Here is a 15,009-nt window from a genome sequence, read left to right as displayed (position 1 = left end):
ATCACCATGCTCGGAGTGGCAGCAGCCAGACTGTGAACGAAGAGAGGGGTGCGGGTCCGCTGGCGCAACACCCGAGCCAGACCCAAAACCCATTTCGCGATCAACTCACCCATCCGAAAACCCGATTACCTGATCAACCTTGCATGACGAGGCACTAGCTCCCCGAAGGTGCAATCGGAGCCATAGCGGAGCTTCGCTTGGCCGGGGTAACGACCACCAGGAGCTTCAACGGCCCCTCGGTGTCCGTGTTGCAGCGCGCCGCGCGCGGCGGGCACGGGTAGCCGTGCGGGGCGATCACCAAGGGCACTTTGCCCGGCGCGACCGCCTGGTAGATCGAGGTCTTGCCGTTCACCTCGGCCAGCCGGAGCACCGACCAGATCTCTGCGTCCAGGGCACGCTGGTCAGTGTTGTCGACCAGCTTCACCAGACCGCCCACCGGCAGCACGACTGTGTCGTCGTTGGGGTCGTCCCACGGTTCGACCACGTGTTCGGCCCCCTTGGGCAGCGAGTACCCCGCTGGGGCCACCGTCGGCACTGACTGGGAGCAGCCCGCCGACACCAGCCCGAGCAACACCACCACGAAGATCAACCTGCGCACACGCCCGAGTCTAGTGTTCGAGGTCACCGACGGTCTGGAGCACGCGCTGATCGCCTACGGCACGCTGTTCTCCGGGGCGAAGGTCGGCAAGGCCCTGGTGCGCTTGGCCGACCCGCTCGACTGATCCGCGGGACGGACCCGCAACCGCGCTGGTCACCGGTCACCGGTTGCGGCAGGGGCGAACGCGCGGCGGGCGAGGGTGGCCAGGGCGAAGGCCAGTGCCGCCAGTGCCACCGCGACCCAGGGCAGCGCGGTCGCGCCGCTGGGCCACCACTGTCCACTGAGGATGGTTCCGCCGATGGCCGCGCCGGCCGCGATGGCGATGTTCCACACCGTGATCGTCAGCGACTGGGCCAGATCGGTGGTGCGGCCGGCGACGCGGGCCGCGGCGGCCGGGAACAGGGTGGGCGCGCCGCCGAAGGCCAGGCCCCACAGGGCGGTGGCCGCGCACAGCAGCACCGGGTTGCCGCCGGCGAGCGCGATCAGCGTGCCGGCCAGGGCGAAGCCCGCGGTGCAGCCGAGCACCAGCGGCCGCAACCGGGTGTCGATCACCGCGCCCACCAGCCAGATGCCCAGCACCGAGGTCACGCCGAACACCAGCAGCGCGGTGCCCAGCAGGCCCAGCCGGCCGTGCGCGGCGAGCACCGGGCCGAGGTAGGTGTACAGGATGTTGTGGCCGAGCACGTAGCCGAACGTGGTGGCCAGCACGGCGGCGAAGCCCGGGATCGCGAGGAGTCGGCCGCCGGCCGTGCGCTGGGCGGGCTGCTCACCGGGTAGCGCGGGCACCCGCCACAGCACCCAGCCGACCAGGGCCACGGTGATCGCGACCAGCACACCGAAGGCGGCGCGCCAGCCCACCAGGTCACCGAGGAACGTGCCGGCCGGCACACCCACGGCGAACCCGACCGGGGTGCCGACCATGGCCACGGCCAGGGCGCGGCCCGCGCTGGCCGCCGGCACGAGCCGCATGGCGTAGCCGGGGATCATCGCCCACATCACCCCGGACACCGCGCCGGCCACGATCCGGGCGACCAGGGTCAGCGGGTAGTTCGACGAGACCGCCGTCACCGCGCTGACCACGGCGAATCCCACGATCAGCGACACCAGCAGGGCGCGCCGGGGCAGGCGCCGGGTGAGCGCGGTCAGCGGCACCGAGGTGAGCGCGGTGCTGATCGCGTACACCGTGACCAGCTGCCCGGCCTGCGCCGGGGACACGTCCAGGTCGGCGCTCATCCAGACCAGCAGCCCGGCCGGCAGCGTCTCGGTCACGCAGCCGGTGAAGGCGACCGTGGCGAAGGCCAGCAGGGCGCCCAGGGGCAGTCGGGGGCGTGGCGTCGCGGTGTCGTGGGTTGGCTGAGCCTGCGTGGACATGCGGTTATCGTGGGAGTCTCACATTAGTGTGAGGGGGAAGCGCGGACGGTGGTGAGGTGGCCCACATGCGGATCGGCGAGCTGGCCCGGCGCACCGGTGTGTCCGTCCGGCTGCTGCGCTACTACGAGGAACAGGAACTGCTGCGCCCGGATCGGGACGCGCACGGCTACCGCGTCTACCCGGAGGGCAGCGTCGACCGGGTGGAGAAGATCCGCGGCCTGCTCGCCTCGGGTATCCCCACCCGGATCATCCGCGCGATCCTGCCCTGCCTGAACAGCCCGGGCAGCATCCACATGCGCGTGGTCGCGCCGGAGACGCTGGACAAGCTGGAGCGGGAACGCGAGCAGATCCAGCGGCGCATCGACGCGCTCACCGCGGACCGCGAGGCCATCGACGCCTACCTGGCCCAGGCCCGGCCCCGCCTGCGCCGCTGACCAACCCGACTCGACATGGCGCCGGCTCGACACGGCGCCGACCCGACATGGCGCCGGCTCGACACGGCGCCACCGACCTGACACACTGGCGCACGGTTTTTAGATCACGTGAACCAAAACTGGCTGGCTCAGCTGGCCGACTCGGAGGGTTCTGCCGTGCTGTCAACAACGTGCGACCGGAAGGCGGTCCGCTGATGCCTCTCGCGGTCTTCATCCTCGGTCTGGCGGTCTTCTGTCTGAACACGACGGAGGTCATGGTCGCCGGCCTGCTTCCGTCCCTTTCGGACGGACTCGGCGTCTCGATCACCGCCGCGGGCAACCTGGTCACCGTCTTCGCGCTCGGCATGGTCTTCGGTGGCCCGGTGCTGACGCTCGCGCTCAGGCGGGTGCCCCGCAAGCTGGCGATGGTCGCGATGATGGTGCTGTTCCTGGTGGGACAGACCATCGGCGCGCTCACCACCGACTACGGGATCATGGTGCTCGCCCGGATCATCACGGCCCTGGCCACCGCGGCCTTCTTCGGGCTCGCCGCGTCGGTCTGCGCCAACCTCGTCCCACCGGACAAGATCGGCCGCGCGCTGGCCATCGTCTTCGGCGGCTTCATGGTGGCCAACGTCTTCGGCCTGCCCCTGGCCACCTTCATCGACCAGCTCATGGGGTGGCGGGCCGCCTTCTGGGCGGTGGACATCCTGGTCGCGCTGTGCCTGGTGCTGGTGCTGTTCACCGTCGGGCGCGCCCCGGCTCCCGAAGGGCTGGACGTCCGCTCGGAGCTGTCGGTCTTCCGCAGCGGTCGGCTCTGGGGCGCGTTCGCCACCAACGCCCTGCTGATCGGCGGCGTGTTCGCCACCTTCGCCTACCTGTCCCCGGTGCTGACCAGGCTGGGCGGCTTCGCCGAGAGCGTTGTCCCGCTGCTGTTCGTGCTCTACGGGGTGGGCACCGTCATCGGCAACGTCGTGCTCGGGCGGCTGGCCGACGCGCACACCCTGCGCACCCTGTGGCTGGGCGGTGTGGCCATCGCCGTGTTGCTGGGGCTGTACGCGCTGGTCGCGACCAACCAGGTGCTCTCTCTCATCGCCCTGTTCCTGCTGGGCTTCACCGGGCTCCCGCTCAACCCGGCGATGGCCTCGCGGGTGATGAGCCTGTCCAACAGCGGTGCGCTGATCAACACCATGAACACCGCGACGATCTGCGCCGGCATCACCATCGGCACCTGGCTCGCCGGCATCGGCGTGGACGCCGCCGGCTACCGCGCCCCGATGTGGGTGGGCGCCCTGCTCGCGCTCGGCGCGCTGGCCACCCTGCTCGTCGCGCGGGTCACCGACCGGCGCCACGTGCAGCGCGACCGTCGGGCCGCCCCGGAGGTCGAGCCCGCGAGCGGGTTTTTGCCCAACTGATTCAAAACGATTAGGTTGGCGTCATGGGGAGGCCCAGGAAGTTCGACGAGACGCGCGTCCTCACCGCGGTCATGAACATGTTCTGGCAGCGGGGCTACGAGGCGACCTCCACCCGTGACCTGGCTGAGACGACCGGCATGGGCTTGTCGAGCCTGTCCAACGCCTTCGGTGACAAGCGCCAGCTGTACCTGCGCGCGCTGCGCCGCTACTACGAGACCAACACCGCCGTGCAGACTGAGTTGCTGGAGCAGCCGGGCCCGGTCAAGGACCGGGTGCGGAACCTGATGGTGCAGGCGATCGACATCGACCTCGCGAACCCGCCCTCCTCGGGCTGCCTCATCATCAACGCCTCGATCGAGATGGCCAACACCGACCCCGAGGTGGCCCAGGAGGTGCGGCGCCACTTCACCACTGTGGAACGGGCCCTGCGCGCCGCCCTGGCCGAGGGCCAGCGCAGCGGGGAGATCACCCGCGACCAGGACGCCGTCGCCCTCACCCACCACGTGCTGAGCAGCTACTACGGCCTGCGCGTGCTCGCCCGTGTGCAGCCCGACCGCGCGGCCCTGATGAACGTGGTGGACACCATGCTGGCCAAGCTGTGACCGGCCACGGCCGGTCCGGCCCCGGCCGGGAGGGCTTCGGAACACCGGCCGCGAGCCTGCGGGTGAGCCGTGGCTGAGTGCACCTGGTGGCCTGCTGGGCCGCTGTCAGGTGGCAACATTGATTTCGAGGGAATCAAGCACGAGGTACATCAGATTGCTGTAAGAAGTCTTGGGCTTTTCTTCGTCGGCGGTGAAGTGGAGCCCGACGAGGTCGTAACTCTGTCCGACGCCCGCTTTGCCGGGGGGCCACAGCCATACAACGGAACCGGAGTCGCCGGGTTCGGTGAAGTTCTCGCCGCCATCTCCTTGGATACCGATTTGCTGGACGAACACCGCCGTACCGGCCTTCAGGGTGGCGTTCGTCGTGGTGACCGTCCCCTTGGTCACGCCGGTGGTGCGACCGGACTTTCCCACGGTGACGCCCAGGCATTCGGAGATCGCTGTCACGACCTTCGGCCCGAAACCAACCCGAGTGCACTGATTTGAATCCGTGTACAGAAACCTCTTGTCCGCGGTGACCGTCATCTCGGCAATGGCGCAGTCGACGGTGTTTTCCTCTCCGAAGAAATCTATTGGCTGACAGGAGTGGAATTTGGCGACAGCATCAGCTGGTCCGCCGCGGTCGCTCGTTCCGGGTTGGATGATCGGATCGCCCCGCTTGGCCAGATTGTCTTTCGCGATCACATGGTTACAGCTGAGGAGAAAAAGTTTCCCCGGTGAATCATTGCGGGTTGACATGCAGCCCAAGGTGCCCGAGGTGTCGTCCAGGCGACTGATTGAGATGCCGCCAAGAGGGGGGTCCGTCTTTTCTCGGTGAAGATATGCGTTGGGATCCTGTACCAGGCTCGCGGCCGATCTGGCTTCCGGGTGGATCACTCCGGAAACAGTGACGCGCATCGGTACGCGGTTCGCGGTCGCCTCACCGAGCTGCTCGGACAGCAATGAACGGATCGCTTCCTCACTGATTGATTCGCGAGTCTTCACGTCCACGAGGAGATTGTCCGGATTTGGCCCGCGGGAGTAGTCGACCAGGCCGATGCCAACGGCTTGTAGTTGACCGCTGACGCTGGATACGCTTTCCCCGGCGTTCCGGGATGCCACCGCCTCCCGGATGATTCCACTCAGGACGTAATGGGCCGCTGCTACGGGATCTGGCGTTCCGGGCGGATTGTTGGAAGACATCTCGGCGTAGTGTGGATCGTTGTCCTTGTCAAACATGCTGGTGTTCCTTTTTGTCTCAACTATTTGCTGAGGGATGGATGACCCCGTACCGCTCAGCCTCCGCTGGGCCGGGCAGTCCGCTGTTCAATCACAACACCATCGGGCACAATCCCGCCTGTCCTGTGGTCAATATTTGTCCTCCCAGGTAACCCGAATGGGTTATTTCCGTGGTGTCCTGCTGGTCCAGGCTGCGGGCAATCGTCCCGCGATGCTCAATAAGACCCGGAGTGAGCAGTCATCTGCAACTGTGCTCCGACTTCACCTTATGCGTTTCCAAGAAAATCATCGCACTCTTGGAAAAACTATGCAGGTCCAACGTGCATCGGAGGTACGGAATATGGCCACGAAGCCGGATGATGCCCTTGAGGGGGTCCCAGCTCGGGTTTGGACTCGACTCGCGGATCTGGCCAACAAGTACAAGTCGGATGACCAGGACAAAATCGATGCCGGAGCATTCAAGAAGCTGTACTCCGATTCCATCGAAAATTTTCACAAGGACCCGAAGTGGGTGACGGTGGTCGAGGGCTCGGACACGTCGGAGTCCGGCGTTATCGACCAGATTGTGGGACCTTGGGACCTGACCGTGGTCGATTCGGTCACGGTGGGGGTGAAGGGGACCTACAGTCCGCAGAGTGACGGAACTTGGACGATCAGTCTGACACTCGCTCTGAAGGTTACTGGCCGCGTCGTGTGGGAGACCACGTACTCGTTGTCGCCGGAAAACTACTACGTTCGACTGCAGCCGAATGTTGGGATCGCGAAGGCGGACGTCACCATCGGTCTTTATGGACAAAAACGCTGTCTTCAGGTGTCGGGGAACGCCTGTTACTGGTGGTTCGCCTATCGATGTGTCGACTTCAATCAAACCCTCCTCTGCTTCATGTGAGGACTTGTTTCCTCTGGTGCTGGTGCACTGGAATCACGGGTGGCAGTTGGCCAGGGCGGTGCGGGGGCGGCCGGCTGCCTTCGAACAGGTCGACACGTAGTCGGACGACCTCGGAACAAGGAATGAGAGAGGACCTCCGGGTTCGGCGTGATTGTGACGTGCGCCCAAGCCCAGGAGGTCCTCGCACGCCACCGTATCGGCTCCAGGAGTTCGGTGAACAGCAGTGGCACAGGGTCACGCGCCGCGACCTCGAATTGTAGCCGGAGCTGTTGGTGGCCCGGGCGCGCGGACATTAGATTGCCCAGCATAAATACCTCACTCGGGTGAGTTTGGTCTTCGGCTGATGACAGAGCCCCGGCGGGTTGCCATCGTGGGGGTGGGGGAGTTCCCCGTGACGGGTGGGAGAGTTCCCCGTTTCGCGTTTCTTCAAGTGACCTTCAGTAGTAGACACCTGAGTGGAGTTTTTATGCCGAAAAAGATCATCACCGGGTTCACCCTGGTGTTCCTTGCCGCGCTGACGTGTGGAGCGTCTACACCTGCCGCGAGCGCGGTGGCGTCAACGGACCCGCCCTGTCCGTGGACGCGAGGCTGTAGTCCACCGCCACGAGGTGAACTTTGTACGAGCGGCAAGAACCAGGGGAAGCAGCACGAAGTTTACAAGGTGCCAAATTACAAGATTGCGCCGGACAAAACTTTGGACGTATGGTGGGATAATTGCCGAACATTTGACGAGAACTTCTGTGCGAACGTATGTACGCAGGCTCCGGAATATGTCGGAAATAAGTGCGACTGCGGCGGCGGGGGCCCGTACTAGCACAGTCTGGCCGCCCCGGTACGGCGCTACGGGCCACGCCAACGGGTGCTGCCATGTCGGCGCATCACGCGCTATGTCGGGCTATGACACGCCCTGGGCATCAAGCCCCCGCGCAACGCCTCGTAGTCGCTTCGGTGCAGGCCCTAGCCCCCGTAGAAGGCGGCGGCGTCCACCTCGCGCAGGTCGATCCAGTCCGGGTCGCCCTGGCGGTGGCCGGTGCGGCGGGGTGCGCGCAGGGTGAGGGCCAGGGCCGGCTGCTCGTCAACGCGCTGGGCCAGCGCGTAGTGCGTGGCCAGCACGTGTGAGCAGGGCCTGCGCCGGCTGGCGCAGGTGCAGGTCGCGGTCTGCGCGTCGGTCGGCACGGCGATGTCGATGCCGTGGCTGGCCAGGTCGGCGGCGAGCGCGTCGGGCAGATCGCCAGGGGCCAGGCCGCGGTGCTCGGCCAGTGACCGGGCCACCAGCCGGTCGGCCACCAGCCGGACCTGACCGGTCCACAGTGGAATGTCGATGGTCACGCGGTGGTGCCTGCCCCGGTCGACCACCTCGGCGGTCAGCCGGCCGGGGGCGATGTCCACTGTGGTCACCGCGTCGTTGCGGGCGAGGCTGCGGGCCTTGGGCAGCAACGGGTTGGGTGTGGTCACGGCGGTGGACTCGACCGCGCGCACCCAGGCGCGGCCCCAGCCGGTGGCACCGAAGTCGGGCATCAGGCGATCGCTCCGGGGTTGAGTTCCAGCACGCTGTGCAGGTCCGCGTCGGACAGGTCGGCCAGGGCGGCTTCGGCGTCCCGGGACACCACGTCCGCCAGCGCCCGTTTGGTCTGGTGCAGCCGGGCGATGTGGTCCTCGATGGTGCCGCCGGTGACCAGGGTGTGCACGGTCAGCGTGCGCTGCTGGCCGATCCGGTGCGCCCGGTCGGTGGCCTGCTCCTCCACAGCCGGGTTCCACCAGCGGTCGTAGTGCACCACGTGGCTGGCCCGGGTCAGGTTCAGCCCGAAGCCGGCGGCGCGCAGGCTCAGCAGCAGCACGGGTGGGGCGGTGTCGTCGGTCTGGAACGCGTGCACCAGCCGGTCGCGCCGGGCCAGGCTCAACCCGCCGTGCAGGAACGGGACGGGGTCGCCGCCCAGGGTGTCGGTGAGCTGCCGGCACAGCAGCTCACCCATGGCGCGGTACTGGGTGAACACCAGGGCGCGGTCACCCTGGTCGGCGATCTCGGCCAGCATCTCCACGGCCCGGTCGAACTTGCCGGACCGGCCGACCAGTTCGCGCTCGCCGTTCTCGCCGTTCTCGCCGTTCTCGCCGAGGTACTGCGCGGGGTGGTTGCAGATCTGCTTGAGCGCGGTCAACAGCGCCAGCACCCGGCCGCGGCGGGCGATGCCGCTGCCAAGGCCGGTGGCGAAGGCGCGGTCGACGGCGTCGGTGTAGAGCCGGGCCTGTTCGGCGGTGAGCGTGCAGGCGACCGTGGTGTGCTGCTTGGCCGGCAGGTCGGCGGCGACCTCGGATTTGGTGCGGCGCAACAGGTGTGGCCCGACGAGCGCGTTGAGCCGGGCGGCGGCCGTGGCGGAGCGGCGCTGCTCGATGGGCCCGGCGAAGCGCTGCCGGAACCGGGCCCGGCTGCCCAGCACGCCGGGGTTGGTCACGTGCAGGATCGACCACAGCTCGGTGAGCCGGTTCTCCACGGGCGTGCCGGTCATGGCGATCCGCGCGTGCGCGGTCAGCCCGGCCGCGGCCCTGCTGACCTGCGCGTCCGGGTTCTTCAGCTGCTGGGCCTCGTCGAAGACCGCGGTGTCCCAGTGCTGCTGGCGCAGGGCCTGGTCGGTGCGGAGCACGCTGTAGCTGGTGACCACCACGGTGCCGGCCGCGACGTGCTCGGGCAGGGCGCGGCGGGCCCCGTGGTAGCCGATGACCGGGGTGTCCGGGGCGAAGCGCTGGATCTCCCGCAGCCAGTTGCCCACCAGCGAGGTGGGGCAGACCACCAGGTGGGGCCGCTGGTCCGGGTGGCGCCGGGTGGCCAGCAGGCCGATCGCCTGGAGGGTCTTGCCCAGGCCCATGTCGTCGGCGAGCACCCCGCCGCCGCCCTCGGCGGCCAGCGCGCGCAGCCAGGCGATGCCGCGCACCTGGTAGGGCCGGGGCGTGGCCCGCAGGCCGGTGGCGCGCAGTGCCGAGGCGGTGGCCACGGCCTGGTGGAACCGGGTCAGCGCCGCGCGGGCCGACATGATCGCGGTCTCCTCGGCGTTGAGCACGGCGTGCGCGGCCGGTGGCAGGCGCGCGGCCAGCTCACCGGGGTCGCCGTCCTCGGCCAGGCGGGCGGCGGCGCGCCAGGCCAGCACCGAGGCGCCGAGCGCGGCGGACCGGGCCGGCAGCGCGCGCAGCGCCGGCACGGCGGTGTCCAGGTCGACCAGCCGCACCGGCACGTCCACCGGCTCCACCCGGCCGTCGGCGGGCAGCGCGAACCGGCAGGTGCCCGGCCGTCCCTCGGGCAGGTCGTGCGCGTGGACCAGGTCGAGCGGACCCCAGAAGGCCACGGCGTGCTCGGCCGGGACGAAGGTGGCCTGGAGCCGGTCGGGCCACGGCATGACGGGCGCGGCAGGCAATGCTGGTTCCCCCCGGACTGGTTGGTAGCATCTGGCGCGATCTTTGCGTCACGAAACTGTTGCGCGGCGCAAATGTATGGTCCGGATTCCGGGGTGTCAAATGCCGAACAAGCGCGGTGCGGAGCGGGAGGCGCTGGTCAGCGCCGTGATCGACGCGCTGCCCGACTGGGCCAACGCCGTCATCCAGCTCAACGACCTGATCGCCGAGCGCATGGGCGTGGTGCCCACCGACTTCCAGTGCCTGCACCTGCTGCACCGGGACGGCCCGACCACGGCCAGCGTGCTGGCCACCCGGATCGGCCTGACCCCGGGCTCGGTCTCCCGCATGATCGACCGGCTCGACGCGGCCGGGTGTGTGCGGCGCAGCGTGGACCCGGTCGACCGGCGCCGCGTGCTCATCGAGCCGACCGCCGCCGGCCTGCGCCGCATCGCCGCCTACTACGCCGACCTGACCAGCCGCACCCGTGACGACCTGGCCGACTTCGACGAGGACCAGCTGCGCGCCCTGCTGCGCTTCTTCGCCTCGGCCCAGCGCAGCACCACCGGCGAGGTGACCCGGCTGCGCGCCCGGTCGAAACCCTGACCGAGCGCGCGCGGGTGCTGGACCATGACGGCGACGACGTGATCGGCTCGTCGCCGTCGAAGTGAGGTGTGCCGTGCGGACCGATGTGGACCTGCCCGAGGTGGACGTGGTGATCCCGGTCGCCCCGAAGGACCTCGACGACTTCCCGCTCTGCCTGGAGTCGGTGCTGCGGCACTGCCGCAACCCCGTGCGCGCCGTGCACGTGGTCTCGCGCGAGCCCGTGGCGGTGGCGGACCACCGGGTCCGGTGGGTCGACGAGACCACGGTCACGCCCAGCCTCGGGCAGATCGACGCGGTGCTGCGCGCCGCCGGCCCGCGGCACGGCAACGCGTCCTGGTACTTCCAGCAACTGCTGAAGCTCAACTGCTTTGCTCTGTCCGGTGTGGACGGTGCCGAGCACGTGCTCGTGGTGGACGCCGACATCGCGCTCACCGCTGATCTGTCTTTTGTGGACGGTGCGGGCCGGTCGCTGCTGGCCACGGGCTACCCGCTGCGCTGGACGTCGGACAGCGCGGACCCGGCGCCGCCGGCCAGGCACTCGGCGCTGACCTCCTCGGCCCGCCTGGTGCCTGGCTGGCGGATGGTCGACCACTTCAGCGGCATGCAGCACCACATGGTGTTCGACCGGGTGGTGCTCGGCGATCTCGCCCGCAGGGTCGAGCGCGCGCACGGCATGCCGCTCTGGCGGGCGTTCCTCGGCAACCGCGAGCCGTCGAAGTGGACGGGTGCCTCCGAGTACGTGCTGTACCGGCACTTCGCCTGCGCGTTCTTCCCGGAGCGGGTGGCCACCCGGCACCTGCCCGCCGTGGAGGTGATCCAACCCGAGGACGGCACCGGCCCGACCCTGGCCGAGGTGCTGGCCGCGGTGGGCGGCACCGGACCGGCCCTGGTGGGTTGCCACCGCTTCCTCGACTACGCCGACCGCATCGCCACCATGGACTACATCTCCGACGAGCTGCGGCGGGAACTGCCGGTGAACGTGCCGCTCGCGCTGCGCCTGGCCGACGGGGCCGTCCGGGTGGCACCGGTGGCGGAACCGCTCAACCCGCCGAACAACCCGCCGAACAACCCGCCGAACCGCTGAGCCAGGTCGGCCGCTGGGGCCGCCGCGCCCCCGCCACGGCGTTGACCAGCGGTTCCGCCGGCAGGTAGGGACAGCCCTACCCCCGGTTTCCAGGGCTGCCCGGTGGGGTGTGGGCCGCCGGAACCGAAAGATCAACGGCATGGTTCTGCTGCGGGATGAGCAAGGCACGGCACCACGCGACGTGGTCGCGTTGGCCGAGGTGTCCAAGGTGCACGGTGGGCGGGTGCGGGCGCTGGACGGGGTGAGCGTGGCGTTCACCCGGGGGACGTTCACGGCGGTGATGGGGCCGTCCGGCTCGGGCAAGTCAACGCTGCTGCACTGCGCGGCCGGGCTGGACCGGCCGACCAGCGGCCGGGTGCTGCTGGCCGGGCAGGACATCGGTGCGCTGCGGGAACCGCGGCTGACCGCGGTGCGCCGCCGCCACGTCGGGTTCGTCTTCCAGGCGTTCAACCTGGTCGACGCCCTGTCGGTGTGGGACAACGTGCTGCTGCCGCAGCAGCTGGCCGGCACGCGGCCGGACCGGGCGTGGGCCGGGGAGGTGCTGGCCCGGGTCGGCCTGGCCGGGCGGGAGAAGGCCCGGCCGGGTGAGCTGTCCGGTGGCCAGCAGCAGCGGGTGGCCCTGGCCAGGGCACTGGCCGCGCGGCCCGAAGTGATCTTCGGTGACGAGCCGACCGGCGCGCTGGACCTGGCCACCGGTCGCGAGGTGCTGCGGCTGCTCCGGCAGTGCGTGGCCGACCTGGGCGCCACCGTCGTCATGGTCACCCACGACCCGGCCGCGGCGGCCTGGGCCGACCGCGTGCTCTTCCTCGCCGACGGCCGGCTGGCCGGTGAACTGCACGAGCCGACCGCCCAGCGGGTGGCGGCCCGGATGATGGAGCTGACCCGATGACCATCCGCCTCGCCGCCCAGACCGTGCGCCGCCGTGTCGTCGTGTTCGTCGGCACCTTCGTCACCGCGGTCCTGGCGATCGCGCTCATCGCCGGCAGCGGGCTGCTGCTCCACTCGGTGCTCACCGCGGGGCCCGGCGCGAACCGGTTCGCCTCGGCCGACGCGGTCGTGGCCGGCGCCAGGTCGGTCACGCTCACCAGCGCGGTCGACAAGGGCGACAAGGTGAAGGTGAAGACCAAGACCGAGCGGCTGACCAGCGCGTCCGCCCTGCCCGCCGACCTGGTCGGCACGGTCGCGGCCACGCCGGGAGTGGCCGCCGCCCTGCCGGACACGGCGTTTCCCGTGCACCTCGCGGCCGGCGGGCGCGCGGTGCGGGCGCCGGAGCGGGCGGCCGTGGTGGCCCACGGCTGGGGCTCGGCCGCGCTGACCCCGTACGCGCTGCGCACCGGCACCGCGCCCGAGCCCGGCCAGGTGGTGCTCGACGCCGCGTTGGCCAGCGGCCTGGAGTTGGGTGAGACCGTGCGGGTGACCAGCCGGACCGGCGTGCGGGACCTGCGCCTGGTCGGCGTGGCCGCCCCGGACGGCACCGCCACCCCGGACGGCGCCGACACCCTGCCGGGCCAGGCCGCGGTGTTCGTGGCCGACAGCGAGGTCGCCGTCCTGTCCGGGCTGACCGGCCCCACCGCGATCGGCGTGCGCGCGGCACCGGGGGTGAGCGAAACCGACCTGGTCACGGCGTTGCGCACGCGGGTGGGGGAGTTCCCGGTGCACACCGGTGCCGACCGCGTCGCCGCCGACCTGCCCGGGGCCGTGCCCGACTACGTCGGCGCGGTGTCGATCTTCGGGTTCGTCCTGGGCATCACCGGGTTCGCCGCGGTGTTCGTGCTCACCGGCACGGTCTCGCTCGCGGTGCGGCAGCGGCTGCGCGAACTGGCCCTGCTCCGCACCATCGGCGCCACCCCCGGCCAGCTGCGCCGGCTGCTGGGCACGGAGATCGCCCTGGTCACGCTGGTGGCGGCGGTGCCGGGGCTGCCGCTGGGCGTGCTGGTGGCCACCCTGGTCGCCGCGCGGTTCCGCGACCTGGGGGCGGTGCCCTCGGCGTTCGCCGTGGCGCTCAACCCGGTGGTGCTGCTGGCGGCCGTGGCCGTCGGCCTGCTGGTGACCCAGGCCGCGACCTGGCTGGCCGCCCGCCGGACCGTGCGGATCGCGCCGACCCAGGCGCTGCGGGAAACCGTGACCGTGGCCGGCGTCGGCTGGCTGCCCCGGGTGCTGGCGGCGGCGGTGCTGGCCGCCGGGGCCGTGGCCGTGCTGGGCCTGGTGCCGTTGGGCGGCCCCTACGGCATGGGCATGGGGTTCGTGTCCTGCGCGCTGCTGCTGTGCGCGGTCGCCGCGCTCGGCCCGGTCCTGGTGCGCGGCCTGGTCGCGGTGGTGTCCCGGCTGGTCGCGCTGACCGGGGTGGCCAGCCGGCTGGCCGCGGTGACCGCCAGGGCCGAGACCCACCGGGTGGTGGGCGCGGCGATCCCGTTGACGCTGATGTTCGCCATCAACGCCACCATGCTGCTCAACAGCGACATCCTCACCCAGGTCACCGCGGACCAGCAGGCGGCCCGCTCGGCGCCCAGCGCGCTGCGGGTGGGCACGGCGGACGGGACCGGCCTGCCGCTGGCCGTGGCCGACCGGGTGGCCGCGCTGCCCGGGGTGACCGGTGCCGCCGCCACCCTGCCGACCAGGGTGGTGCTGGACGAGGCCGGCAAACCCGAGGACCACCCGGCGCAGGGCCTGCGCGCCACCGGTGAGCCAGCGCTGGACCTGGGTGTGGTGGCCGGCGAGCTGGCCGGCGTGGGCACGGGCGGCGGCATGGCGGTGAGCGCACCCCTCGCCGAGCAGCGCGGCTGGCGGGTGGGGGACCGGCCGGAGGTCTGGCTGGCCGACGGCACCCGGCAGGCGCTCACCGTGGTGGCCGTCTACCAGCACTGGCGCGGCTTCGGTGAGCTGGTGCTGCCCGCGGACCTGGTGGCCGCGCACGACGCCACCGGCCTGGTCGGCGCGCTGCACCTGCGCGGTGGCCCCGCACTGGCGGACACCCTGCGCGCCGAGGCGCCCGAGCTGGTGGCCACGGCCGCGACCGAGCCGGCCGGCGACGAGCAGAACCAGCAGGCGGCCTGGGAGCTGATGGTGGTGATCTCGCTGGGCTTCACCGCGATCGCCGTGGTCAACACCTTCGCCATCGCCACCAGCGCGCGCCGCCGCGAGTTCGCCGACCTGCGGCTGACCGGCGCGACCGCCAGGCAGCTGCACCGGATGCTCGGCGCGGAGACGCTGATCGCCGTGCTGGTCGCGCTGGTGCTCGGGAGCGTGGTGTGCGGGGCGGTGGTGGGTGCGTTCAGCGTGGCCCAGGACGGCCACTGGCGGCTGTTCGCCGACCCGCTGCGCTACCTGGGCATGCTCGCCGGCGTGGGCGTGCTGGGCCTGGTCGCCGGTGCGGTGCCGGCCCGGCTGGTGGTTCGCCGCCGCGGCCTGCCCGACCTGAACGGTTAGGTTGAC

General features: G+C 70.6%; 13 protein-coding genes. 8 read left to right on the top strand and 5 right to left on the bottom strand.

Features of this window, described 5'->3' with window-relative positions:
* Window positions 1–154: 154 nt before the first annotated feature.
* Window positions 155–598 carry a hypothetical protein gene (locus tag LX83_RS30405; protein ID WP_253777622.1) on the bottom strand — a complete coding sequence of 148 codons (444 nt, stop codon included), beginning with the start codon at window positions 596–598 and terminating at the stop codon, window positions 155–157.
* Window positions 599–751: 153 nt separating this feature from the next.
* Window positions 752–1,969, bottom strand: a complete 1,218-nt coding sequence (locus LX83_RS30400; protein ID WP_253777621.1) for an MFS transporter — start codon at window positions 1,967–1,969, stop codon at window positions 752–754.
* Window positions 1,970–2,034: 65 nt separating this feature from the next.
* Here LX83_RS30400 and LX83_RS30395 point away from each other — a divergent pair, with 65 nt between their 5' ends.
* The 3 genes from LX83_RS30395 to LX83_RS30385 all read left to right on the top strand — a co-directional run bounded on the left by LX83_RS30395 (window position 2,035) and on the right by LX83_RS30385 (window position 4,399).
* Window positions 2,035–2,403 (top strand): MerR family transcriptional regulator, encoded by a 369-nt coding sequence (locus LX83_RS30395; RefSeq protein ID WP_253777619.1) that lies wholly within the window; start codon window positions 2,035–2,037, stop codon window positions 2,401–2,403.
* A gap of 194 nt (window positions 2,404–2,597) precedes the next feature.
* On the top strand, window positions 2,598–3,797 hold the full coding sequence (locus tag LX83_RS30390) for an MFS transporter (RefSeq protein ID WP_253777617.1): 1,200 nt from the start codon (window positions 2,598–2,600) through the stop codon (window positions 3,795–3,797).
* A gap of 23 nt (window positions 3,798–3,820) precedes the next feature.
* Window positions 3,821–4,399, top strand: coding sequence for a TetR/AcrR family transcriptional regulator (locus tag LX83_RS30385; protein ID WP_253777615.1), 579 nt, complete (start codon window positions 3,821–3,823; stop codon window positions 4,397–4,399).
* A gap of 105 nt (window positions 4,400–4,504) precedes the next feature.
* On the opposite strand, the gene LX83_RS30380 is transcribed toward LX83_RS30385, so the two are convergent.
* On the bottom strand, window positions 4,505–5,617 hold the full coding sequence (locus tag LX83_RS30380; RefSeq protein WP_253777613.1) for a hypothetical protein: 1,113 nt from the start codon (window positions 5,615–5,617) through the stop codon (window positions 4,505–4,507).
* Between the two features lie 340 nt (window positions 5,618–5,957).
* Here LX83_RS30380 and LX83_RS30375 point away from each other — a divergent pair, with 340 nt between their 5' ends.
* Window positions 5,958–6,506, top strand: coding sequence for a hypothetical protein (locus LX83_RS30375; protein ID WP_253777611.1), 549 nt, complete (start codon window positions 5,958–5,960; stop codon window positions 6,504–6,506).
* Between the two features lie 957 nt (window positions 6,507–7,463).
* On the opposite strand, the gene LX83_RS30370 is transcribed toward LX83_RS30375, so the two are convergent.
* Entirely contained in the window at window positions 7,464–8,024 is a 561-nt protein-coding gene (locus tag LX83_RS30370; RefSeq protein ID WP_253777609.1) for an SWIM zinc finger family protein, read from the bottom strand.
* Window positions 8,024–9,910 (bottom strand): DEAD/DEAH box helicase, encoded by a 1,887-nt coding sequence (locus tag LX83_RS30365; RefSeq protein WP_253777607.1) that lies wholly within the window; start codon window positions 9,908–9,910, stop codon window positions 8,024–8,026. The genes LX83_RS30370 and LX83_RS30365 overlap by 1 nt, the downstream gene beginning before the upstream one ends.
* Window positions 9,911–10,010: 100 nt before the next feature.
* Between LX83_RS30365 and LX83_RS30360 the strand changes: the two genes are divergently transcribed.
* From LX83_RS30360 to LX83_RS30345, 4 genes are all read left to right on the top strand, one after another.
* Window positions 10,011–10,493 carry a MarR family winged helix-turn-helix transcriptional regulator gene (locus tag LX83_RS30360; RefSeq protein WP_253777605.1) on the top strand — a complete coding sequence of 161 codons (483 nt, stop codon included), beginning with the start codon at window positions 10,011–10,013 and terminating at the stop codon, window positions 10,491–10,493.
* Between the two features lie 73 nt (window positions 10,494–10,566).
* Window positions 10,567–11,577, top strand: coding sequence for a hypothetical protein (locus LX83_RS30355; protein ID WP_253777603.1), 1,011 nt, complete (start codon window positions 10,567–10,569; stop codon window positions 11,575–11,577).
* A gap of 139 nt (window positions 11,578–11,716) precedes the next feature.
* Window positions 11,717–12,466: an ABC transporter ATP-binding protein gene (locus LX83_RS30350; RefSeq protein WP_253777601.1), complete on the top strand. Its 750-nt coding sequence runs from the start codon at window positions 11,717–11,719 to the stop codon at window positions 12,464–12,466.
* Window positions 12,463–15,003, top strand: coding sequence for an FtsX-like permease family protein (locus LX83_RS30345; RefSeq protein WP_253777599.1), 2,541 nt, complete (start codon window positions 12,463–12,465; stop codon window positions 15,001–15,003). Before LX83_RS30350 ends, LX83_RS30345 begins: the two co-directional genes overlap by 4 nt.
* Window positions 15,004–15,009 lie beyond the last annotated feature (6 nt).

It is taken from the genome of Goodfellowiella coeruleoviolacea (assembly GCF_024171785.1).
Taxonomy (GTDB): Bacteria; Actinomycetota; Actinomycetes; order Mycobacteriales; family Pseudonocardiaceae; genus Goodfellowiella; species Goodfellowiella coeruleoviolacea.
Note: the sequence above shows the minus strand (reverse complement) of the source record. Positions and strands in the feature narration are given on the sequence as shown.

Bases quoted from the DNA above. Each gene is read 5' to 3' on its own strand.
- LX83_RS30380 (WP_253777613.1), bottom strand. From the start codon at position 5,617: ATGTTTGACAAGGACAACGATCCACACTACGCCGAGATGTCTTCCAAC.
- LX83_RS30370 (WP_253777609.1), bottom strand. From the start codon at position 8,024: ATGCCCGACTTCGGTGCCACCGGCTGGGGCCGCGCCTGGGTGCGCGCG.
- LX83_RS30375 (WP_253777611.1), top strand. From the start codon at position 5,958: ATGGCCACGAAGCCGGATGATGCCCTTGAGGGGGTCCCAGCTCGGGTT.
- LX83_RS30385 (WP_253777615.1), top strand. From the start codon at position 3,821: ATGGGGAGGCCCAGGAAGTTCGACGAGACGCGCGTCCTCACCGCGGTC.
- LX83_RS30395 (WP_253777619.1), top strand. From the start codon at position 2,035: ATGCGGATCGGCGAGCTGGCCCGGCGCACCGGTGTGTCCGTCCGGCTG.
- LX83_RS30345 (WP_253777599.1), top strand. From the start codon at position 12,463: ATGACCATCCGCCTCGCCGCCCAGACCGTGCGCCGCCGTGTCGTCGTG.
- LX83_RS30400 (WP_253777621.1), bottom strand. From the start codon at position 1,969: ATGTCCACGCAGGCTCAGCCAACCCACGACACCGCGACGCCACGCCCC.
- LX83_RS30360 (WP_253777605.1), top strand. From the start codon at position 10,011: ATGCCGAACAAGCGCGGTGCGGAGCGGGAGGCGCTGGTCAGCGCCGTG.
- LX83_RS30390 (WP_253777617.1), top strand. From the start codon at position 2,598: ATGCCTCTCGCGGTCTTCATCCTCGGTCTGGCGGTCTTCTGTCTGAAC.
- LX83_RS30350 (WP_253777601.1), top strand. From the start codon at position 11,717: ATGGTTCTGCTGCGGGATGAGCAAGGCACGGCACCACGCGACGTGGTC.